The sequence below is a fragment of the Halomonas sp. SCS19 genome, from assembly GCF_040147015.1.
GTDB classification, from domain to species: Bacteria; Pseudomonadota; Gammaproteobacteria; order Pseudomonadales; family Halomonadaceae; genus Halomonas; species Halomonas litopenaei.
This window is the reverse complement of the sequence record NZ_JAMSHN010000001.1, coordinates 1068243-1090764: the sequence shown is the minus strand read 5'-3', so window position 1 is coordinate 1090764 and position 22522 is coordinate 1068243. Positions and strand designations below refer to the sequence as shown.

General features: G+C 66.5%; 12 protein-coding genes and 1 pseudogene. 12 read left to right on the top strand and 1 reads right to left on the bottom strand.

Going from position 1 to position 22522, the window contains the following annotated elements; translation table 11 throughout:
* Positions 1-31: 31 nt before the first annotated feature.
* The 8 genes and pseudogenes from NFH97_RS04475 to NFH97_RS04440 all read left to right on the top strand — a co-directional run.
* Positions 32-2062, top strand: a pseudogene (locus NFH97_RS04475) (DUF3483 domain-containing protein); the annotation flags it as partial.
* A 119-nt stretch (positions 2063-2181) separates the two neighbouring features.
* On the top strand, positions 2182-3606 hold the full coding sequence (locus NFH97_RS04470) for an electron transfer flavoprotein subunit alpha/FixB family protein (RefSeq protein ID WP_349624499.1): 1425 nt from the start codon (positions 2182-2184) through the stop codon (positions 3604-3606).
* Positions 3596-4720: an electron transfer flavoprotein subunit beta gene (locus tag NFH97_RS04465; protein WP_349624498.1), complete on the top strand. Its 1125-nt coding sequence runs from the start codon at positions 3596-3598 to the stop codon at positions 4718-4720. The genes NFH97_RS04470 and NFH97_RS04465 overlap by 11 nt, the downstream gene beginning before the upstream one ends.
* Before the next feature lie 104 nt (positions 4721-4824).
* On the top strand, positions 4825-6582 hold the full coding sequence (locus tag NFH97_RS04460; RefSeq protein ID WP_349624497.1) for an NADH-ubiquinone oxidoreductase-F iron-sulfur binding region domain-containing protein: 1758 nt from the start codon (positions 4825-4827) through the stop codon (positions 6580-6582).
* On the top strand, positions 6582-9536 hold the full coding sequence (gene fdhF / locus NFH97_RS04455; protein WP_349624496.1) for a formate dehydrogenase subunit alpha: 2955 nt from the start codon (positions 6582-6584) through the stop codon (positions 9534-9536). Before NFH97_RS04460 ends, fdhF begins: the two co-directional genes overlap by 1 nt.
* A gap of 180 nt (positions 9537-9716) precedes the next feature.
* A complete protein-coding gene (locus tag NFH97_RS04450) occupies positions 9717-9992 on the top strand; it encodes a hypothetical protein (protein ID WP_045990997.1) in 276 nt (91 codons plus the stop codon).
* A gap of 133 nt (positions 9993-10125) precedes the next feature.
* Positions 10126-11277, top strand: coding sequence for a sugar diacid recognition domain-containing protein (locus NFH97_RS04445; RefSeq protein WP_349624495.1), 1152 nt, complete (start codon positions 10126-10128; stop codon positions 11275-11277).
* A gap of 371 nt (positions 11278-11648) precedes the next feature.
* Positions 11649-15131 (top strand): putative bifunctional diguanylate cyclase/phosphodiesterase, encoded by a 3483-nt coding sequence (locus tag NFH97_RS04440; protein ID WP_349624494.1) that lies wholly within the window; start codon positions 11649-11651, stop codon positions 15129-15131.
* Positions 15132-15294: 163 nt separating this feature from the next.
* Here the strand turns inward: NFH97_RS04440 and gbca are convergent, their stop codons facing one another.
* On the bottom strand, positions 15295-16581 hold the full coding sequence (gene gbca / locus NFH97_RS04435; RefSeq protein WP_349624493.1) for a glycine betaine monooxygenase oxygenase subunit: 1287 nt from the start codon (positions 16579-16581) through the stop codon (positions 15295-15297).
* A 360-nt stretch (positions 16582-16941) separates the two neighbouring features.
* Between gbca and gbcB the strand changes: the two genes are divergently transcribed.
* The 4 genes from gbcB (at position 16942) to NFH97_RS04415 (ending at position 22507) form a co-directional block, all read left to right on the top strand.
* Positions 16942-18048: a glycine betaine monooxygenase reductase subunit gene (gene gbcB / locus NFH97_RS04430; RefSeq protein WP_124802720.1), complete on the top strand. Its 1107-nt coding sequence runs from the start codon at positions 16942-16944 to the stop codon at positions 18046-18048.
* A gap of 155 nt (positions 18049-18203) precedes the next feature.
* Positions 18204-19412, top strand: a complete 1209-nt coding sequence (locus NFH97_RS04425) for a GlxA family transcriptional regulator (protein ID WP_349624492.1) — start codon at positions 18204-18206, stop codon at positions 19410-19412.
* A 444-nt stretch (positions 19413-19856) separates the two neighbouring features.
* A complete protein-coding gene (gene glyA / locus NFH97_RS04420) occupies positions 19857-21164 on the top strand; it encodes a serine hydroxymethyltransferase (RefSeq protein WP_108448116.1) in 1308 nt (435 codons plus the stop codon).
* Between the two features lie 92 nt (positions 21165-21256).
* Positions 21257-22507 carry a sarcosine oxidase subunit beta family protein gene (locus NFH97_RS04415; protein ID WP_108448117.1) on the top strand — a complete coding sequence of 417 codons (1251 nt, stop codon included), beginning with the start codon at positions 21257-21259 and terminating at the stop codon, positions 22505-22507.
* Positions 22508-22522: the final 15 nt, after the last annotated feature.

Genomic DNA, 22522 nt, shown 5'->3' with positions numbered 1-22522 from the left:
CCGCCTGACCCTCGTCGAGAGGAGATAGAAGATGCCCGCAACCGTTCTTCCTGACCTGCTGGCCGTGCTGGTGCTGGCCGTGCTGACACTGACCCTGGTGGGTGGGGCCAGACGCTTCACCCTGTGGCGACGCGGGCGGCCCTCACCGGTGCCCTGGTTGGCGGGCCTGGCGGCGATGCCGCGCCGCTATCTGGTGGATCTGCACCACGTGGTGGCCCGGGACAAGGCCTTCGCCCACACCCACGTGGCCACCGCCGGAGGCTTCGTCGCCGCTGCGCTGCTGATGCTGCTGGTGTTGCTGGTGCCGATGCCGGCGGGGCTAAGGCTCGGCCTGACCGGCCTGATGCTGGCCGCCAGCGTGCTGATGCTGGTCGGTGCCAGGCTGGTCGCCAGGCGGCGGCGCTCGCCGCCGGCGCGGCTGTCACGTGGCCCCTGGATGCGCCTGCCCAGGAGCCTCACGGTTTTCTCGGCAAGCCTTGCCGGCGTTGCACTGGTCGGCCTGCTGTCCTCGCTGCTGCCGCCAGGCTGGCTCGGCGGCATCCTCGGCTGGGCGCTTGCCGGCGTGTTGCTGGTGGGACTCGCACTGGGGCTCGCCGAGATGTTGCTGGGCATGACCTGGGGCGGGCCGATGAAGCACGCCTTCGCCGGTGCGCTGCACCTGGCCTGGCATCGCCGGGCAGAGCGCTTTTCCACGCGCTCAAGCGAGCGCGAGGGGCGCACGCCGCTCTCCACCGGGCTCAAGGCGCTCGATCTGGACGACCCCGAGGCGCCGCTGGGGGTGGCGTGTCCCGAGGACTTCACCTGGAACCAGCGCCTGGGCTTCGATGCCTGCGTGCAGTGCGGGCGCTGTGAGGCGGTGTGCCCGGCCTTCGCCGCCGGCCAGCCGCTCAATCCCAAGAAGCTGATCCAGGACATGGTGCGGGGCATGACCGGTGCCAGCGCCGACAGCTACCACGGCTCGCCCTATCCCGGCCGGCCGCTCACTCAAGATAGAGGTCAAGACAAGTCTCAGAACCAGGGCCGGCCGGGAGGACCCATCGTCGTCGAGGCGGGTGGCGCCCTGCTCGATGCCGATACCCTATGGTCCTGCACCACCTGCCGGGCCTGCGTGGAAGAGTGCCCGATGATGATCGAGCACGTGGACGCCATCGTCGACCTGCGCCGTCACCTGACCCTGGAGCGCGGCAAGACCCCGGGCAAGGGCGCGGCGGTGCTCGACAATCTGATCGCCACCGACAATCCCGGCGGCTTTGCCCCTGGGTCACGCATGCACTGGGCGGCCGACCTGGTGCTCCCGCTGATGCGCGACTACGGCCAGGTGGATGTGCTGCTGTGGCTGGGCGATGGCGCCTTCGACATGCGTAACCAGCGCACTCTGCGTGCCCTGGTCAAGATCCTGCGGGCAGCAGCGGTGGACTTTGCCGTGCTTGGTAACGAGGAGCGCGATAGCGGCGACGTGGCGCGCCGGCTGGGAGACGAGGCGACCTTTCAGCGTCTGGCCAGGGCCAACGTGGCGACGCTTTCACACTATCGCTTTCAGACCATCGTCACCTGCGACCCCCACAGCTTCCACGTGCTTGGCAACGAGTACGGCGCCTTCGGCGGCGACTACCGGGTGCGCCACCACAGCACCTTTATCCAGGAATTGATCGCCGACGGACGGCTCACGCTCGAGTCCCGTCAGCGTGGCCGTGTCACCTACCATGACCCTTGCTATCTGGGGCGCTACAACGGCGAATACGAGGCGCCGCGCCAGGTGCTGGCGGCGCTCGGCATCGAGCTATCCGAGATGCAGCGCTCCGGTTTCCGTTCACGCTGCTGCGGTGGCGGTGGCGGCGCCCCGATCACCGACGTACCTGGCGAGCGTCGGATTCCCGACATGCGCATGGCCGACGTGGCCGAGACCGGCGCCGAGCTGGTGGCGGTGGGCTGCCCCCAGTGCACCGCCATGCTCGAAGGGGTGGTCGATGCCACCGCCCAGGTGCGCGATATCGCCGAGTTGGTGGCGGAGGCGCTGATCGAGCCGCCTGCCGGCAAGCACCAAGCGCGCAAGGCGCCAGCACACGACGGGACGGTCGCCGAGGGTGTAGCAAAAGGAGGTGTGGCAAAAGGAGGTGAGGCAAGAGAGGCCGACCCGGCCGTGGACCGAGGCGTGGGCCATGATGTAGAGGAGCTGAGCCAATGAGCACGTCCGATGAAGCGACGCGAGGCAGCACCCCGGTAGAGACGGCTCGGCGGCGTCGCGATCCCCGGCAAGAGTGGATCGCCCGCAACCGTCTGCATCCGCAGCATCAGTCGGTGCTGGCCGCTTTGGAGGGCGCCACCTCGCCACCGGCGTGGATGGGTCCCCAGGGACGGTTGCGCCGGAACCCGCACGCGGTGGGCTTTATTGGCCCCAACGGTCGCCGGCGTATCGATCGCAGCGGCGTCCAGGCAGGAGCCACCGCGTCGCCTGCAGGTCGCGCCCAGACCCCAGACGTTCAGGCCGCCCGCGACCGGCGCCGCGCGGTGACGCTGGAAGCCCCGGCGGGCTGGATCGCGGTGGTCCCGGATACCGCCACCGGCAGGCTGACCGAGCACGATCGCGATCTGTTCGGCCTGGCCCGCCGACTGGCCGATAACGGTTCGCAGCCAGAGGGTGCTGAACTGGCCGTGGTGGCCATCCTGTTCGGGGATTCGCCGCCACCCGCGCTGGAGCAGGCGCTCGGCGAGGCCGGGGCCGATCGGGTGGTCTGCCTGGCGGTGGCGCAGGGCTACGCCCCCGAGGCACGCCTGGCGGCCTGTACCCGAGTGGACGACGCGCTGGCCCCGCGCCATTGGCTGTTTCCCGATACCGCCCTGGATGGCGGCGATCTGGGGCGCAGGCTGGCGGTGCGGCTGGGTGAGCGGCCCGCCTGTGGAGTGTGGCGGGTCGAGGCGGATGGCGGGCTCGATGCCGGCGGGTCCTGCGTCTGTCGGACCGGGTCCGGGCGCGAGGACCAGCCCCGGCCGCTGCCGCGCATCCTGATGGCGCTGGCCGAGTGCGCCGAGCCGGTGGTCGAGACCCGCCATGAGGCGAGAGCGATGGCCCTGGAGCCACCGCACGCGCCCCAAGCACCCCAAGCAAGGGTCGAGGATCTTGGCGCGGTGGCGGTGGACCCTGCCGAGATCGCGCTGCACGAGGCGCCCTTTATCCTGTCCGGCGGCAATGGCGTTGGCGACTGGCCCGGCTTTCACCGGGCCGCCCAGGCGCTGGGCGCCAGCGAAGGCGCCTCCCGGGTGGCGGTGGACGACGGCCATATGCCACGCCATCGCCAGGTGGGGGCCACCGGCACCTTCGTCAGCGCCCGGGTCTACCTGGCGGTGGGGATCAGCGGTGCGATCCAGCACCTGCAGGGGATCCAGCGCTGCGACAAGGTCATCGCCGTCAACCGCGACGCCGGCTGCGATATGGTCAAGCGGGCCGATCTGTCGGTGATTGGCAATGGCGACGAGATCCTCGCCGAACTGGTACGTCTGGTCGAGGCCGGGGGGGAACGTGGAGGCAAAGGTGATAGCGAGCGTGGCGATACCCACGAGTCCCGGCCAGCGGAAACATCCTCGAAGGAGGCCCTGAATGTTGCCTGAATCTTCCTCCCCCCATGGCGAGGCCCAGATCGGCGCCAGTGCCGATGCCAACGGCGGTGTCAAAAACAAAGCCAAGGCAAAGGCCAAGGCCTCCAGCGCAGACGCCACCTACCCGCAAGCCAGCGACATCACCTCGCTTCGCATGGATGTGCTGCTGTCGGTGGGACGCCACCGCCTCACCGGTCGCGCCCAGCGTGCCGATGGCGACGCCCGGGCGCTGGAAATGGCGCTGTCGCTGAGACAGGCGCTGTCACTGAGAGAGGCGTTAGTGGCTGAGAAGACGACCCCTCCCGAGGTGGAGTTGATTCCCTGGCACCTGGGGGCGGAGGGCGACGACACCGAAGCGGCGCTGCGTGGCTATCTGGGCATGGGCCTGGACGCCATTCGCTGGATCCAGGCACCGGCGGCGGCGGACGCCATGGCGCCACTTCGGGCGTCGCTGACATCGCCCTCGGCGGAGGACGCTCACCACCGTCAGGCGCGCCTGGCGCTGTGCGGGATGCGTGCCGAGCAGGGCGAGGGCACCGGCATGCTGCCGATGGTGCTGGCCGAGCAACTCGGTTGGGCCTGGGTCCCTGGGGTGGTGGCCCTCGAGCGTATTGAAACGATCGAGGGTCGCCATCGGCACGCTGAGGACGGCGAGCCAGGCAAGGTCAATGACTGCGAGGAGACCGCGCTGTTCCGGGCCATCGTGCTGCAGGCGCTGCCGCAGGGACAGCGACGCCGTCTGGCGGTGACCCTGCCGGCCATCCTGGGGGTGGACAGTGCGGCACCGGCCGCGCGCCAGAGCGCCTTCGGTCCGGCCCGGCGTGGTCAGCTGCGTCTGGTCGAGTCAGGCGAAGAGCTGGTGCTGGACCCGGCGGTGGAGCAGTGGCCGCTGATACCGGCCCGCGCCCGCCCCAGGCGGCTCAAGATCGTCACCGCCACCAGCGCCCGGGATCGCTTCAAGGCCGCCGCCGTCAAGGCCGAAGGTGGCGGTGGTCGGGTGCTCGAGGATGTCTCGGCCACAGAAGGGGCCGCCGCCATCCTGTCGATGCTCGAGGCAGAGGGCGTCTTGCCTGCCGGCGGGGCCCGGCACGGTCAACAAGGTAGTCCACAAGGCGATGGACGCTGACGCCAAGCGGTGCCAGCATCAAGGCAGGGACCGCCAGTGGCAGGGCGCGTCGACCCGGCAAAGTCCGCACCGCTGCCTTACATGGACATAACTAGAGTCAAGCAATGACCGTCGAACCCGATACCACCGTGACTTCCGACGCCAGCCGATCCCGGCGTACCCGGGCGACCCTCAAGGGGCGCCAGACCGACCCCGACCTCCTCGAGGCATTGCGTCGGTTGCTGGGCGATGAACGCAAGCACCCCGAGCTGCGGCGGCGCGATCTATTGATCGAGCACCTGCACGCTATCCAGGACGCCAATGGTCATCTGGCGCTTGACTGGCTGAGGGCGCTTTCGAGCTACATGACGCTGCCCATGGCGGCGGTCTACGAGACGGCGACCTTTTACGCTCACTTCGATGTGGTGCATGACGGCGAGGCGCCGCCACCCGCACTGACGGTGCGCGTGTGCGACTCGCTGTCCTGTGAACTGGCCGGGGCCGAGCGTCTGGCCGAGGCCCTGAGCGGCGGTCTCGACCCCGAGCAGGTGCGTGTCACCCGCGCCCCCTGCATGGGCCGCTGCGACCTGGCGCCGGTGGTCGAGGTGGGGCACCACCACCTGGGCCACGCCACCCCGCAGGCGGTGGAGGTGCTGGTGGAAACCGGCAAGATCCACCCCGAGGCGGTGCTGTGGCAGCACCTCGATGAATATCGCCGAGAGGGCGGCTACGAGCTGCTGCGCGGCTGCCGGGAAGGCCAGGTGACGGCCGATGAGTTGACCTCGATGCTCGAGCGCGCGGGCCTGCGGGGGCTTGGCGGCGCGGGTTTCCCGACCCATCGCAAGTGGCAGAGCGTTCGCGCCGAGCCCGGTCCTCGCTGGTGCGCGGTCAACGCCGACGAAGGTGAACCGGGGACCTTCAAGGATCGCTACTACCTGGAGCGCGCCCCCCACCAGATGCTGGAAGGCGCCCTGGTGGCCTGCTGGGCGGTTGAGGCAGAAGGCGTCTATATCTACCTGCGCGACGAGTATCCCGGCGTCCACCGGGTACTGATCGAGGCCATCGAGGAGCTCGAAGACGCCGGTATCGCGCAGCCGGGCCAGCTTATCCTCAGGCGTGGCGCCGGGGCCTACATCTGCGGCGAAGAGTCGGCGATGATCGAGTCGCTGGAGGGCAAGCCCGGCAAGCCCAGGCATCGTCCGCCGCTGGTCGCCCACAAGGGCCTGTTTGGCCGGCCTACGCTGGTCAACAACGTCGAGACCCTGTACTGGATACCGGTGCTGTGGCGCGAGGGGGTGGCCATGTACGCCGGTCAGGGCCGGCGCGAGCGCAGCGGCCTGCGCAGTTTTTCATTGTCCGGGCGGGTGCGGCGGCCTGGTGTCTATCTGGCGCCCGCCGGCATCAGCCTGCGCGAGCTGGTCGACGAGTACGGCGGCGGCATGGCGCAGGGCCATCAGCTGGCCGGCTATCTACCGGGGGGCGCCTCCGGCGGTATCCTGCCTGCCGCCAAGGCGGATATCGCACTGGACTTCGACACCCTCCAGGCCGAGGGCTGCTTTATCGGCTCGGCGGCGGTGATCGTGCTGTCCGACCAGGACGACCTGCGTGCGGTGGCCACCAACCTGCTGGCCTTCTTCGCCGATGAATCCTGCGGTCAGTGCACCCCCTGTCGGGTCGGCAGCGAGAAGATGCTGAGCCTGCTCGAGCGCGATCGATGGGTGGTGGAGGACCTGGAGCGACTGTCCCGGGTGATGCAGGACGCCTCGATCTGTGGCCTGGGGCAGGCGGCGCCGAATCCGGTGCTGAGTCTGCTGCGCCACTTCCGCGATGACCTGGGGCGCCACGACATCATCGTCACCGATACCGCCGAGGGAGCATGCTGATGACCGGATCCCGGAACGCTTTTGTCTCCCACGTCGCAGATGATTCGACGCTCGAGTCCTTCACGCTGACGCTGGATGGTGTCGAGGTGAGCGCCTGGCCCGGCGAGACCCTGTGGCAGGTGGCCAAGCGTGCCGGGGAGACCATACCGCACCTGTGCTTCAAGGACGCCAGCGGCTACCGCGCCGACGGCAACTGCCGCGCCTGCATGGTGGAGATCGAAGGCGAGCGGGTGCTCGCCGCCAGCTGCCTGAGGGAGGCGCGCCCTGACATGGTAGTCAGGAGCCAGTCGTCCGAGCGCGCCCGGGTCGCCCGCGAGGGCGTGCTGGAACTGCTGCTCAGCGATCAGCCGCCGCGCGACGATAGCCCGGACCGTGCAAGCCAGCTGTGGCAGATGGCCGATCAGCTGGCGGTGGACGCCACCCGCGCCCGCGCACGCTACCCCAGGCGCAGGCCCGACGTCGTGCGTCATGCGCCCGGCGCTCGCCTTCCCGGCCAGTGCCCGCCGATAGCAGATGATGCGAGTGGGAGGAGCCATGCTTCCGCGACAGCAGGCCACGACACCAGCCATCCGGCGATGACGGTCAATCTGGACGCCTGTATCCACTGCACCCTGTGCGTGCGCGCCTGTCGTGAGGTGCAGGTCAATGACGTCATCGGCATGGCCCATCGCGGCGCCGCCAGCAAGGTGGTGTTCGACCTCGATGACGCCATGGGCCAGAGCAGCTGCGTGGGTTGCGGCGAGTGCGTCCAGGCCTGTCCCACCGGCGCCCTGTCGCCGACCAGCCTGATCGATGCCCAGGGCCGTGGTAACAGCGACAGCGCCGAGCGCAAGGTGGACTCGGTGTGTCCCTACTGCGGCGTCGGCTGCCAGTTGACCTACCACGTCAAGGATGACGCCATCCTCTACGTGGAAGGCCGCGACGGCCCGGCCAACCAGGGACGGCTGTGCGTCAAGGGACGCTTCGGCTTCGACTACGGTCGCCACCCGTCGCGGCTGACCCGGCCGCTGGTGCGGCGCGAGGGCGTGCCCAAGGGCATGGACGAGGGCTTCGATCCCGCCCGGCCACTGACCCATTTTCGCGAGGCCGACTGGGACGAGGCGCTGGCGCTGGCCGCCGGGGGCCTGACCCGGCTCAAGGCCGACCACGGTCCCTGGGCGCTGGCAGGCTTCGGCAGTGCCAAGTGCTCCAACGAGGAGGCCTGGCTGTTCCAGAAGCTGGTACGCACCGGCTTCGGCTCCAACAACGTCGACCACTGCACCCGGCTGTGTCACGCAAGCTCGGTGGCGGCGCTGATGGAATGCATCGGCTCCGGTGCGGTGACCGCCTCCTTCATGCAGGCGCTGAACGCCGACGTGGTGATCCTCACCGGCTGCAATCCGGCGGTCAATCATCCGGTGGCGGCGACCTTCTTCAAGCAGGCGGCCAAGGGTGGCACCCGGTTCATCATCATCGACCCACGGGGCCAGGCCATGGGCGCCTATGCCCATCGGGTACTGCGCTTCACCCCGGGGGCCGACGTCTCGCTGTTCAACGCCATGCTGAACGTCATCATCGACGAGCAGCTCTTCGATGAGGCCTATATCCGTGAGCACACCGAGGGCTTCGAGCGGCTCAAGGCAGCGGTGCGCGATCAGACGCCGGAGTCGGTGGCCATGGCCTGTGGCGTGCCCGCCGACGAGATCCGCGCGGCGGCGCGGGAATACGCCAACGCCGAACGGGCGATGATTTTCTGGGGCATGGGGATCTCCCAGCATACCCACGGCACCGACAATGCCCGCTGCCTGATCTCGCTGGCGCTGGCCTGTGGTCACACCGGGCGCCCCGGCACCGGCCTGCATCCGCTGCGTGGCCAGAACAATGTCCAGGGAGCCTCCGACGCCGGCCTGATCCCGATGGTGCTGCCGGACTACCAGCCGGTGTCCGACGCCCAGGTGCGGGCCTCCTTCGAGGAACTCTGGGGCAACGCTGGCACAAGCAGCGACGGCAGCGGCGACGCCCTGGATCCCGAGCCGGGCCTCACCGTGGTCGAGATCATGGACGCCATCCACGCCGGCACCATCCGTGGCATGTACATTCTGGGCGAGAACCCGGCCATGTCGGACCCGGACCTGACCCACGCCCGTGGGGCGCTGGCAAGCCTCGACCATCTGGTGGTGCAGGATCTGTTTGTCACTGAGACGGCGCAGTTCGCCGACGTCATCCTGCCGGCCTCGAGCTGGCCGGAAAAGGACGGCAGCGTGACCAACACCAACCGTCAGGTGCAGCTGGGGCGCCAGGCGCTGCCGCTGCCCGGTGATGCGCGGCCTGACTGGTGGATCATCCAGGAGATGGCGCGGCGCTTCGGCCTCGACTGGGACTATGGCCACCCGCGCGAGGTCTACGCCGAGATGCAGAAGGGGATGGGCTCGCTGAACCATATCGACTGGGAGCGACTCGAGCGCGAAGGCGCGGTTACCTATCCCTGCCTGGCGGAAGGGGCGCCGGGCGAAGACGTGGTGTTCTCCGAGGCCTTCCCCACGGCGAGCGGCAAGGCGCGCTTCTCGCCGGCGCTGCCGCTGCCGCCCGACGAACCCATCGACCGCGACTACCCGACGGTGCTGTCCACCGGACGCCAGCTCGAGCATTGGCACACCGGTTCGATGACTCGCCGGGCCCAGGTACTCGACGACCTGGAGCCCGAGGCGGTGGCCAGCCTGTCGGCGGGGGAACTCACCCGGCTGGGCCTGCACCCGGGAGAGCGGGTGACCATCACCACCCGGCGTGGCGCCATCACCCTGGTGGCGCGGCTCGACGACGGCATGCCCGACGGCATGGTGTTTGTGCCCTTCTGCTATGTGGAGGCGGCGGTCAATCTGCTGACCAATCCGGCGCTGGACCCCTACGGCAAGATTCCGGAGTTCAAGTATGCCGCCTGTCGCTTGAGTCGCGCCGAGCCGGCCCAGGTCACCTAGGCGCTGTCCGAAAAGTCGACGAGCGAAGGTTAGACAAGGCAAAAATCGGTGAGAAAGCGCAGTTTACGGGGTGTAAATGAGCATTTTGATCCGATTTTTAACGCCGTATTACCGAGCGCAGGCACTTTTCAGACAAGCCCTAATCTGAACGTAAGACACAGCAACAAGGAGTCACCCACCATGATGATTGCCGAGCTGATCGACGGTCGTGACTTTCGTGATCGGCTGTTGGCGCTGGGAGTGCGCCTGCCCGAGGATGCCTGCCCGGAGACCTGCGCCAGGATGGCCCGGCTCAAGGCACGTGAGGTCGGCCTGCCCGGCCTTGCGGCGCTGGTGCGCGAATTGATGGACAAGCAGGAGGTGCTGTTGCCGTCGGTCCATCAGGCCATCCAGGCCCACCTGCTGGGGCTCGATGATAACGGCGAATCCAGGGCTGCAGGGAAGGGCTCAGCCTAGGGCGCCTAGCCTAGGGCGCCGACTGTGGTGCCGTCTATGGCTTAGCCTGGGGCGCAGGCTAGACCGCCGGCTTGCAGCCGCTCAGTCGCAAGGCGAAGATGGCGTTTCTTCGCCAGCGGCGGCAGGTGGCCCCATGATTCTAAGCGCTGAGCTCGCACAGCAGATCATCGACAAGACCCAGGATATTCTCGACGCCAACATCAACGTGATGGACGCGCGCGGGGTGATCATCGCCAGCGGTGATCACTCGCGTCTGGGTACCCTGCATGATGGCGCAATGCTGGCGCTTCAGCGTGGCAATGGACTCGAGATATCCGAGCATGACGTCGATGCTTTCAAGGGAGCTCGGCCGGGCATCAATCTGCTGCTTCAGTGCGCCGGCGAGACCGTGGGGGTGCTCGGTATCACCGGTCCGCCATCGCAGGTACGTCAGGCGGCGCGGCTGGTCAAGGTGACCGCCGAGATGCTGGTCGAACAGGCCGACATGCTGAGTCAGCTTGAGTGGGCCAAGCGCCACCGGGAAGGTTTTATCCTGTCATGGGTCAACGCTGAGCTTTCTTCCGAGCAACTTCATGACTGGGCCGAGCGACTAGGGATCGACGTCGCCTGTCGACGACTGGCGGTGCTGATCGAACTGGACAGAGGATCGCCCAGCGCAGATCTGGACGCCATGCAGCGATTGATGGACCTTCTGGCCCACGACAGCCTGGTCACCCAGGTGTCACCCCATCGCGCTCTGGTGCTCCAGCCGGTGATGGATCAGGCTGGACAGCGCAGGCAGGGCGCACACCCAGGCCCCGACGGGGCTATCGAAGCCCTGCTGGCGCGACTGGCACGCCACGATATTCACGGGGTCAAGGTCGCCGTCGGGCGTGCCTTCGATGCACCCGGCCACCTCCACCTGTCCTACGAGAGCGCCCGGCAGGTACTGGCGATCGGCAAGCGCCAGTTTCCCGAGCGAATGACCTATCACTACGACGAGCTGCGCCTTCCGGTGCTGCTGTCGCCACTGAACGATGGCTGGCAAGGCGAGCAGTTGCGCGAGGCGGTCGAGCGCATCCGTGGCGCCGACAGCCATGGGCGTCTGCTCAAGACCCTGGCAATGCTGATCGAGCACGAGGGCAACCTGAGTCGCTGCGCCGATGCCCTGCATGTCCATCGCAACACTCTGCGCTATCGGCTGGATCGCATCCACGAGATTACCGGTATTTCTCCCCATTGCTTCACCGGCCTGGTGGAGCTTTTCCTGGGTCTGGAGCTGTCGTCCGGCGACGGCGCTCATTGAAACCCACAGGCTGATCTTTCTTGCTGGCGGCGAGCGGTGGCTTGCGGGCTTGTGCCTCGATGCTGTCAGTCATCATGTCGCAGGGGGCATCGGGCCTGCTGGTGTGTCTGCAGGTAGGGTGGCGGTTGCCACAAAGCCAGCCGTCAGGGCTTGCCTGCCATAAGAATGTGAAGCCACGGCGCTTAGCTTGTGGCTTTTTTCTTACATTAAATTACGAATTAGTTACTGAGAGTCGTAGCGACATTTTGTGCAGGATAATTAGCAGGGAGACAAATCTGTGCAGCTTTCCCCTGAGGCGGGCTGATCTAAGGCGTTCGCCCAGGAGGCTTGCGCCGCCCATCTGGACGCTCCTTCACCACTGAGGCCGGCCGATGAGTGACTGGAAGTCCGAGGAAGAGCGGAGTCTGGGCTTTCCGCCACTGCTGCTGGTGGTGCTGACCTTCGGGGCCCTGATGGCCCTGCATACCCTGTTCGCCTCCTCCTCTTCCTCGTTGTTCCTGTTCGATCTTCTGACTTTCAGCCGTTGGGGCGCGGTGGCGTCGTTGCTGGCGACGCTCGGTATTCTGGCGCTGGTTATCGGCTGTGATCGTGGCAGGCGGCTGGCCTCGTTGGCGCTGCTGGGGTACAGCCTGGGACAAGGGCTATGGCTGCTTGATCAAGTCAATCGTCAGGTGAGCCTCGAGGCGCTGCCGGCAATGTCGTTGCTGCTGATGCTGCTGTTCGCCTTCTGTCTGTGGCACGGTCGAGGCGTCGGGCGCAGGCGCTACGCGGCCTTGGGAATCGTGTGCATGGTGGCTGGTGCGCTGGGATTTTCGATCCTTTGGACGACGGAGGATGCCCCTCGTTGGCGCCTTGTACTGTTCGAGTCTCGACCGCTTGGCACCGTCATGGTGTTTACCTACGGAGTCATCTTCTGGCTGGTCGCCCGCCAGCGCAGCTTGAGCTTGCGACGGCTGGCGCCCAGGGTGATCAAGGTCGGGCTTATCGGCACCAGTCTCAGCATGCTGGTGGGCTTTGGGGGCTACCACCTCTATTCGCTCGATCTGAAACAGGATCTGAGCACGCAGCTGGATGCCTTGAGTGAGCGCATCGCCAATTGGGAAGAACGCTACCGCCTGGGCTGGAGCGAATGGAGCCTTCCGCTGACCCAGGCAGGAGGGTCGCCGGAACCCACCGGTCCCGCAGCCCGGGGAGAGGTGCCTGCCTACGTCTGGTGGCAGGACAAGGGCGCATTGCGCTGGAACCCCGCTGACGGTGGTGGGGCGACGTCTCGACTCGAAGAAATGCTGGCGTTGCACGAGGTTCGAAGTTGGCTCGAACAGCGTCAGAACGAGGCCATGCGCTGGTGGATTCCGGGCAAAGGCGCGGCGCTGCTGGAGGTCAACAGCTTCGGTGCTGCGGGCCCCCGGCTGGTCGTACTGGTCGACACGACGCTGTGGCTTGAGCATATGAGTGAAGGACTGACGGCGAACCTGTCGCTGTTGGGGCTCCGCCCAGCAGAAGCGTTGGATCATGCTGCCCGCGAGGTCTGGGTCGAGCGCGGCAGGCTGGCCGGCGTGATGCGAGACGATATTGCCCTGGCTGGCGGCACGCTGCTGCGGGTTCAGGCATCGAAGCCGCTGTCGCTCAAGTGGGTGCTATTGCCTGCGCTGTTGCTGGCGTTGGGCCTTTTTGTCACCTATCAACTGATGACCTGGATTGCGCTGGCGCGATTGCGTAGAGAGCAGGCGATTTCGCTGGCGACGCGTGAACAGGAGTTTCATTCCCTGTTCGGACTACACCCCGTGCCGATGCTGCAGGTTCGACGTTCGGGCCTGATCGGTGCGCTCAACGACTCTGCCACGGAAGCTCTGGATGACAGCGCAGGGGAGGCTATCGCTCGACCCTTCACCGAGGTAGCCAGTCGACTGCTGGGATGCGGTGATGCGCCCGATGAATTGATGAAGCACTTCGACAATGTCATGACTGGGCGACAGCGGTCCGTGGTGTTCGAGTGCTCGATCGCGGATTCTACCTTCAGGATACGCCTGCAGCAGGTCCGGGTGGGGGCGGCCTGTGTGGGCCTTTTCGCCAGTTTCGCCGACATCAGTCTGCGTCAGAAGGAGCAAGCCAGGCTGTCGATCATGGAGCACTGTCTCAGGGAGAGCAGCAATGGGGTCGTGATCTTCGACGCCCAGTCCAGGGGCTGCCCCGTGATGTATGCCAACGCAGCTTTGTGCCGCATGCTGGATGCTTCGGCATCCTCGGTGACCGGGCTGCTGGCGAGTGAGCTTGCCAGGACCATGTGTCTGGACCCGGTGACGGAAGCCGAGATCTGTCACTGGATGAAGACCCAGCAGCCGGGCTCGGTTACTGCGCTGGCCAGCCAGGGAGGAGGAGGCGGTCGCTGGTACGACCTGACGCTCTCGCCGGTGCATGCGCTCCGCGAAGGCGTAAGTCACTACATCGGCATCGTCGATGACGTCAGTCAGCGCAAGGTTCAGGAAGAGATGCTGGCCCACCAGGCCACCCACGACGCCCTGACGGGTCTGCCCAATCGCACCCTGCTGGCCGACCGACTGGAGCATGACGTGGCCCTGGCGACACGTCATCGGCAGGGGCTGGCGGTGCTGTTCATCGATCTGGATGCGTTCAAGCCGATCAACGATAGCCTGGGGCATGAGGTCGGTGATCGCGTGCTGATACAGGTCGCCAAACGTCTGAGCCGAGGGCAGCGACGCTCGGATACCCTGGCGCGCCTGGGCGGGGACGAATTCGTGCTGGTGCTGGTGGATATCGGTGGCAAGGACAAGGCCATCGCGGTGGCCGAGCGTCTGCTGAACCAGTTGCGTGAACCCTGCCGCGTCGACGGCTTCCAGCTGCAGATATCCGCGAGTATCGGGATCGCCTTGCTGGACACCGGGACCACCCTGTCGCCACAACGGCTGATCCAGCAGGCCGATCTGGCCATGTACCAGGCCAAGCAACGCGGGCGAAACCAGTATCAGTTGTTCACACGCACCCTGGACGGTGTCCCCGGGCGTCATGTGACCCTGCGCAACGCGCTACGTATTGCCATGGAACAGCAGCGTCTGCAGTTGTTCTATCAGCCCCAGGTGGATGGCGAGGGCAGGATCACCGGTCTGGAGGCATTGATACGCTGGTCCCATCCCGAATTCGGCTGGGTACCGCCGTCGGAGTTCATTCCACTGGCCGAAGAAACCGGCCAGATCATCGATCTGGGGCGCTGGGTGATGCGCAGGGCCTGCTACGACGCCAAGCGCCTATGGCGAAGTGGACTCAAGCCGGGGCGGGTGGCGGTGAACCTGTCACCGCTGGAATTTCATCGCATGGATTTTCTATCGAGCGTGTGCCAGACGCTGGATCAGACCCACCTGCATGCCGAGTGTCTGGAGCTGGAAATCACCGAAGGCATGTTGCTGGATGACCAGGAACGCGTGGCACGTACACTGAGGGCCCTGGCGGCCCGCGGGGTCACCACGGCGATCGATGACTTCGGAAAGGGATACTCGAGCTTCGATTACCTCAAGTCCCTACCGATCGACAAGATCAAGATCGATCGTGGCTTTGTCGCCCAGTGCCTGGACAGCGAGCCCGACCTGGCGGTCTGTCGCAGCGTGATCACCCTGGCCCAGGAGTTGGGCCTCGAGGCGCTGGCAGAAGGGGTCGAGACACCGCATCAATGTGCCGCCCTGAAGGACCTGGGGTGCACCACCTTCCAGGGCTATCTGTTCTCTCGACCGGTGCCTTTCCGGGAGCTTGCCGGCCTGCTGCGTCGCCCCCATCTGGCGCCGCAGCAGGAGGTCCCGGTGGATCGGCAGGACTTGATTGGGGCGGAAGCGCGCCGACGCTGAGCGCCCGCCGAGTCCTGAAATCCGCCCTGGTGTCGTTTCGAAGACGACACCAGGGCTGGTTTCAGCGCAAGCGATGACGGCAGGCTATGTCAGCAGGTCAAGACACCAGGCCGTGACAGAGAGGCACCCAGGGGGCCGAGCGTAGGGGCTTTTCCGCCAGTGCCTAGCCGCTGGCCAGGCTCAACGCCGGGCTGCTGCCCAGGTTGGCTGCCAAGGTGGTGCGGTACCAGTCGATAAAGTCGATCACCCCGTACTCGTAGGTGGGGGAGTAGGGACCGGGACGATAGGCCAGGGAATTGATGCCGCGCTGGTTCTCTTCGGCAAGCCGGCGGTCCTGGGCGTTGGTGGCGTCCCACACCCGGCTCAGGTTCTCGACGTCGTAGTCGACACCCTCCACCGCATCCTTGTGGACCAGCCATTTGGTGGTGACCTGGGTGCGCTGGGGCCCCAGCGGCATCACCCGGAATACCGCAGCGTGGTCGCCGACAAAGTGATTCCAGCTGTTGGGCAGATGCAGGATGCGCAGGGAGCCCATGTCCTCGATGCCCTGATGGGTCAGCGGCCGGCGACAGGCGGCCCTGCCGTCCATGGTCATGGACACGGTGCCCTCGACCAGCGGAGTGCGGGTCAGACGATTGCGCTTGCCTCCCGCCCAGCTCATCTTCCAGGGGATGCCGAGGCCGTCCCACTCCTGCTGCTTGCGTGCCACCAGACTGCGGTATTCCGGCGTGGCACGGGGGTCCTCGGTGTCGTCAAACTCGTAGAGCGACTTGATCAGCTCCGGGTGAGAGCCGTTGCAGTGGTAGCACTCGCGGTTGTTCTCGAGCACCAGCTTCCAGTTGGCCTGCTCCTCGATGGTGGTGGTCACGGCCACCTTGAGGTTGGCCATGTCGTAGAAGCTCAGGTAGCTGTCGAAGATGGCCTTGAGGTCGCTCACGTCCGGCGGATTCTCGGCGAGGCTGACGAACAGGTAGCCGCCGGCCTCGGTCAGCGCGACCGGGGCGAGTCCGTAGTCCTCGAGTCGAAAGTCCTCGCCCATCTCGGTGCCGGCGAACAGCAGGCGTCCGTCCAGCTCGTAGGTCCACTGATGGTAGGGGCACACCAGCTTGGCCAGCTTGCCCTTTTCAGTGGAGCACAGGCGAGATCCGCGATGGCGGCAGGTGTTGTGGAAGGCGTGAATGGCGTCGCCATCGCCGCGCACGATGACCACCGGATTATGGCCGATGTCGAGGGTGATGAAGTTGCCCTTGGCGGGAATCTCGCAGCTCATGCCGGCGAAGATCCACTCGCGCTCGAAGATGGTCTGCATGTCGAGCTGGAACAGTCGTTCATCGTTGTAGAACGGCTGCGGCAACGAGAAGCCGAAGGGGTGGTGTGACATCGTCTCCAGGGCGAAACGACGGGCGTCCCCCAGGGGATCCTCCAGATTGAGATGGGCGATGGGCTCCATGGTGCACTCCTCGTGATGCGATAGATGCGGTGTCGATGGGCGCGGTGGCCCATGGCAAGGGGCGCCGCTATGGATCAGGGGAAAGCATTAGCGGCGCTATTGGCTGGCGTGCGTCGCGGTTGTCATGCTGCGCAGTCTGGGGCAAGGGGGATGACCCTGGGTATCTGGCGGCGACACCAGATGATGCCGTTGCGACCTCTTTGTCGCTGCAGCGAGCGTGGCCGGAGGATTCGAGTATGCTGATGTCGCGATCAGACAAGTGGCGCGCGAGGCGCGAGGGGCAGAATGCGCTCAATGACCAGGCCTCGAACGAGGTTCGGGGCCTGGGTGAACCGCCGACTGTCTGCGAGCGAAACCGCCATGGTGACGAATTTTCTCAATCCGGTGACCACCCAGACCTGGGCCAATGGCCGCCACGTCGTGCGCTGCGTCAAGGTCATCCAGGAGACCTGGGACGTCCGAACCTTCTGCTTCATGGCCGAGCAGCCGGTGATGTTCTTCTTCAAGCCGGGGCAGTTCGTCACTCTGGAGCTCGAGATCGATGGCGAGTGCGTCTTCCGCTCCTATACCATCGCCAGTTCACCTTCCATCCCCTACAGCTTCTCGATCACCGTCAAGCGGGTGCCGGGGGGGCGCGTCTCCAACTGGCTGCATGACCAGATGGACGTGGGCCACGAGCTGGCGGTGCACGGTCCGGTGGGGGACTTCAACTGCATCGACCATACCGCCGACAAGGTGCTGATGCTCTCCGGCGGGGTCGGCATCACGCCGCTGATGTCGATGACCCGCTGGTTCTTCGATACCAATGCGGCGGTGGACCTGGCCTTTATCCACTGCGCCAGGACCCCCAGGGACATCATCTTCCACCGTGAGCTTGAGCATATCTTTTCGCGGATTCCCGAGTTCCGGCTGAATATCGTGTGTGAGCGGGACAACGAGCTGAACCAGGCCTGGTCGGGGTTCCGCGGCTTCCTGTCGGAGCCCATGTTGGAGCTGATGGCGCCTGATTTTCTGGATCGAGAGGTCTTCTGCTGCGGGCCCACGCCCTTCATGTCAGCGGTCAGGCGTCTGTTGACCCAGCGTGGCTTCGACATGAGTCGCTACCACGAGGAATCCTTCGGTGCCACGCCGGTCGACGTCCAGGAAGACGTCCACGAGCTGGCGGAGCAGGCCGAGGCAGAGGCCGAGGAGCTCGTGGCGGCCGACATGCACTGTGTCGAATTCGCCTCGGCGGGCAAGAGCGTACGCATCCAGCCGGGCGAGACCGTGCACGCTGCGGCCTCGAAGCTCGGACTGCATATTCCCAAGGCCTGCGGCATGGGCATCTGCGGCACCTGCCGGGTGCCACTGGTCGCCGGTGAGGTGGACATGGAACACAACGGTGGCATCACCGACGAGGACGTGGCCGAGGGCTTCATCCTGTCCTGCTGCAGTCGGCCCAGGGGTAACGTCACGGTGGACTGGTAGCGGCGGTGGCTCCCGGCGGAGGAGGGTCGTGGGCCACCCAGCGCCGCAGTAGTGTAACCGTCCGGTGCAGGTGACTCCGTATGGCGTTGATAAATAGGAGGGCCGTGAGAAATTCGGTTAGGCTGGAGTCTGATTTTTGCTGGTATTCGGACGCCATGCCATCCTCGCCCCTGCACCCGCTCCATCCATCACGGCCATCGCCGGCACCAGCGTCAGCACAGCAAGGGCACGCCGATGTCTCTGGCGGCGAGCCGCTCACGCCGGCGCTGTCGGTGGGCTTTGTGCTGCTGTCGCGCTTTACCCTGCTGCCCTTTGCTGCCTTCGTCGACTGCCTGCGGCTGGCGTCCGACGAGGGCGATCGCAGTCGTCAGCTACGTTGCCGCTGGCGCTTTCTGTCAGAGGATGGCGCCGAGGTTGCGTCAAGCTGTGGTGCGGTGATCTCACCCTGCGAGCCGATAGGGGGGCGCCATGGGCAGCCTTTCTGTGATCCCCGCCAGTTCGACTACCTGGTGGTGATCGGCGGGGTGCTGGGGGATGGCGAGGAAGCTGATAGCCCTGAGCGAACGAGCCATGAACGACGGGCTCTCGAGCGAAACCGCCCCGAGCGAGATGGCGGCACCCTCGACTATCTGCGCCATGCGGCAGCGCTGGGCGTGCCGCTGGTGGGGGTGTGCACCGGGGTCTACTCGCTGATCCAGGCCGGTGTGATGGAGGGGCGGCGTTGCTGCGTCAGCTGGTACCACCACCTGGATCTGACCCGGCGTTTTCCCGCCGTCAGCGCGGTGGCCGACCGCCTCTATGTCGACGATGGCGACCGCTTGACCTGTGCCGGCGGTGCTGCGGCGGCGGACCTGGCCGCCTATCTGGTGGAGCGCCACCTGGGACGCGCCTGGGCACGCAAGAGCCTGCACATCATGCTGCTGGACGGCCACCGAAGCGGCGACCACTCCCAGCCCCAGCCGGTGGTCTTCGATCGCATCGAGGACCGCATCGTGCGTCGTGCCGTGGCGATTCTCGAGCAGCATCTGGGCGAGCCGCTGTCGGTGGATGAGCTGGCGACGCGCGCCGGCGCCTCCCGCCGAGGCCTCGAGCGCAAGTTTCGCCAGGCCTTCGGCGTCGGCCCGCAGAAGTTCGCCCGGGATCTGCGCCTGCGCTACGGTCTGTGGCTCCTGTACTTCACCGACCATAGCGTCACCGAGATCGGCGAGCGCTGTGGTTTCGCCGACACCGCCCACTTTTCCCGCCACTTCCGCAGCGCCTTCGGACAGTCACCCTCGCGCCTGCGTCGCGATCCCGTCGGTCGCGAGGAGGCCGGCGTCGATCCCTTCTTCCTGCATGTCGGTGCACGTCTGGGGCATCGCTGAGCGCCCCCCGCTGGCGCAATTGCCCCTGATATTGCTCCTGATAATGCCTCTGATAGCTCCCCTGATCGTGACGCTGGCAACGTCATCCAAGCGCTCGTCCACGGCGCTCGGCTCATGCCTGCGTCCAACAAAGCTGTCGCATTTGTTCAAGTTTTGAAGGAGCCGCTCGGCTTCAATGACCTTATCCCGACGGGTACCTGCGCTCGTCTGGGCCGGTCTCTGTCTGTCTGGGCCCGTCTGGGCCCGTCTGGGCCCGTCTGGGCCGGTCCGGGCAGCGTCGATGTCCCTGACGGCGACGCCGATGTCGTTTCCAGAATGTCGGCGCCGGGATAGCGGCTTACCTTGGAGGCGGGGGACTGCCCGTCTTCGTCAGCCATCACAACGACAACATCGACCAGGCGAAAGCGGCCGCGAAGAGGCGCTTCGCCATTACCGGAGATACCCATGCCAAGCGCTCATCTGTCCAGCTCGTCACTGTCCCGGTTCGATCCGCAGATCGCCGAGGCCATCGCCGACGAGGTCGTTCGCCAGCAGGATCATGTGGAGCTGATCGCCTCCGAGAACTACGCAAGTCCCGCGGTGATGGAGGCCCAGGGCACCCAGCTGACCAACAAGTACGCCGAGGGCTATCCCGGCAAGCGCTACTATGGCGGCTGCGAGCACGTCGACGTGGTCGAGCGTCTGGCCATCGAGCGGGCCTGCGCGCTGTTCAGCGCCGACTACGCCAACGTGCAGCCCCACAGCGGCGCCCAGGCCAATGCCGCCGCCTTCATGGCGCTGGTGTCCCCCGGCGATACCGTGCTCGGCATGAGCCTGGCCCATGGCGGTCACCTGACCCATGGCGCGGCACCGAACTTCTCCGGCAAGCACTACCACGCGGTGCAGTATGGTCTGGACGAGGCCACCGGCCAGATCGACTACGCCGAGGTCGAGCGTCTGGCCAGGGAGCATCGCCCCAAGTTGATCGTCGCCGGCTTCTCGGCCTACTCCCAGGTGGTCGACTGGCGCCGCTTTCGCGCCATCGCCGACAGCGTCGGCGCCTGGCTGCTGGTGGACATGGCCCACGTCGCCGGTCTGGTGGCGGCCGGGCTCTATCCAAGCCCGCTGCCCCACGCCCACGTGGTCACCACCACCACCCACAAGACCCTGCGCGGGCCGCGCGGTGGCCTGATCCTGTCCGCCAGCGGTGACGAGGCGCTGTACAAGAAGCTCAACGGCGCGGTCTTCCCCGGCCAGCAGGGCGGCCCCCTGATGCATGTCATCGCGGCCAAGGCGGTGGCCTTCCGCGAGGCCATGAACCAGGACTTCGTGCGCTACCAGGAGCGGGTCATCGTCAATGCCAAGGCCATGGCCGGGACCTTTCTCGAGCGCGGCTACGACGTGGTCTCCGGCGGCACCGAAGACCATCTGTTTCTGGTCTCGCTGATTCGCCAGGGGATCACCGGCAAGGACGCCGACGCAGCCCTGGGTCGCTCGCACATCACCGTCAACAAGAACGCGGTACCGGGAGACCCGCAGAGCCCCTTCGTCACCTCGGGCCTGCGCATCGGGACCCCGGCGGTGACCACCCGCGGCTTCGATGCCGAAGAGTGCGAGCGGCTTGCCGGCTGGATCTGCGATGTGCTGGACGTGCTGGCCCGTGGCGAGAACACCGCCGCCATCGAGGCCGACGTACGCCAGCGGGTCGGCGAGCTGTGCGCGCGCCACCCGGTCTATCCGACCCCTCGGCAAGCCGCTGCCGAGCCGGCCTGATCGGCATGATGCCCCCCGGCGGTCGTGACGCACCAGCGACCGCCCAGGCACTTTTCAGACACGCTCTAGCCCAGAGTTTTGAGGGACACCCTATGCAACGCTACTCCGGATTCGCGCTGGCCCGCCACGCCCTGAGTCACCACGAGAACTGGCAGCGCCAGTGGCGCAACCCGACCCCCAAGGCCGCCTACGACGTGATCATCGTCGGTGGTGGCGGCCACGGCCTGGCCACCGCCTACTACCTGGCCAAGGAATTTGGCGTGCGCAATGTCGCGGTGATCGAGAAGGGCTGGCTGGGCGGCGGCAACACCGCCCGCAACACCACCATCGTGCGTTCCAACTATCTGTGGGATGAGGCTGCCGCGCTCTATGAGCACTCGATGAAGCTGTGGGAAGGGCTGTCCCGGGATCTCAACTACAACGTGATGTTCTCCCAGCGTGGCGTGCTCAATCTTGGCCATACCCTGCAGGACATGCGCGACATCCAGCGCAGGGTCAACGCCAACCGGCTCAACGGCATCGACGGTGAGGTGCTCGACGCCAGGGGCGTGCAGGAGATCGTGCCGATCCTCGACTGCTCGAAGAACGCGCGCTACCCGGTGATGGGGGCCTCCTGGCAGCCCCGCGCCGGGGTCGCCCGCCACGACGCCGTGGCCTGGGGCTACGCCCGAGGTGCCGATGCCCTCGGCGTCGACATCCTGCAGCAGACCGAGGTGACCGGGTTCAAGATCCGTGACGGCCGCATCCTTGGGGTGCACACCAATCGCGGCGATATCGAGGCTCGCACCGTGGGCTGCGTGACCGCCGGCAACTCCGGGGTGATGGCCTCGCTGGCCGGGCTGCGCCTGCCGCTGGAGAGCCACCCGCTGCAGGCGCTGGTGTCAGAGCCGCTCAAGCCGGTGCTCGATACCGTGGTGATGTCCAACCACGTGCACGGCTATATCAGCCAGTCCGACAAGGGCGACCTGGTCATCGGCGCGGGCATCGACGGCTACAACGGCTACGGCCAGCGTGGCAGCTACGCCACCGTCGAGCACACCCTGCAGGCCATCGTCGAGATGTTCCCGATCTTCTCGCGGGTGCGCATGAACCGGCAGTGGGGCGGCATCGTCGATACCTGCCCGGACGCCTGTCCGATCCTGTCGAAGACCCGGATCGAGGGGCTCTACTTCAACTGCGGCTGGGGCACCGGTGGCTTCAAGGCGACCCCCGGTTCCGGGCATGTGTTCGCGGCGAGCCTGGCCAAGGGCGAGATGCACCCGCTGGCTGCCCCCTTCTCGATCGACCGCTTCCACAGCGGCGCGCTGATCGACGAACACGGCGCCGCCGGTGTCGCCCACTGATTTCAGGAGGTTTCC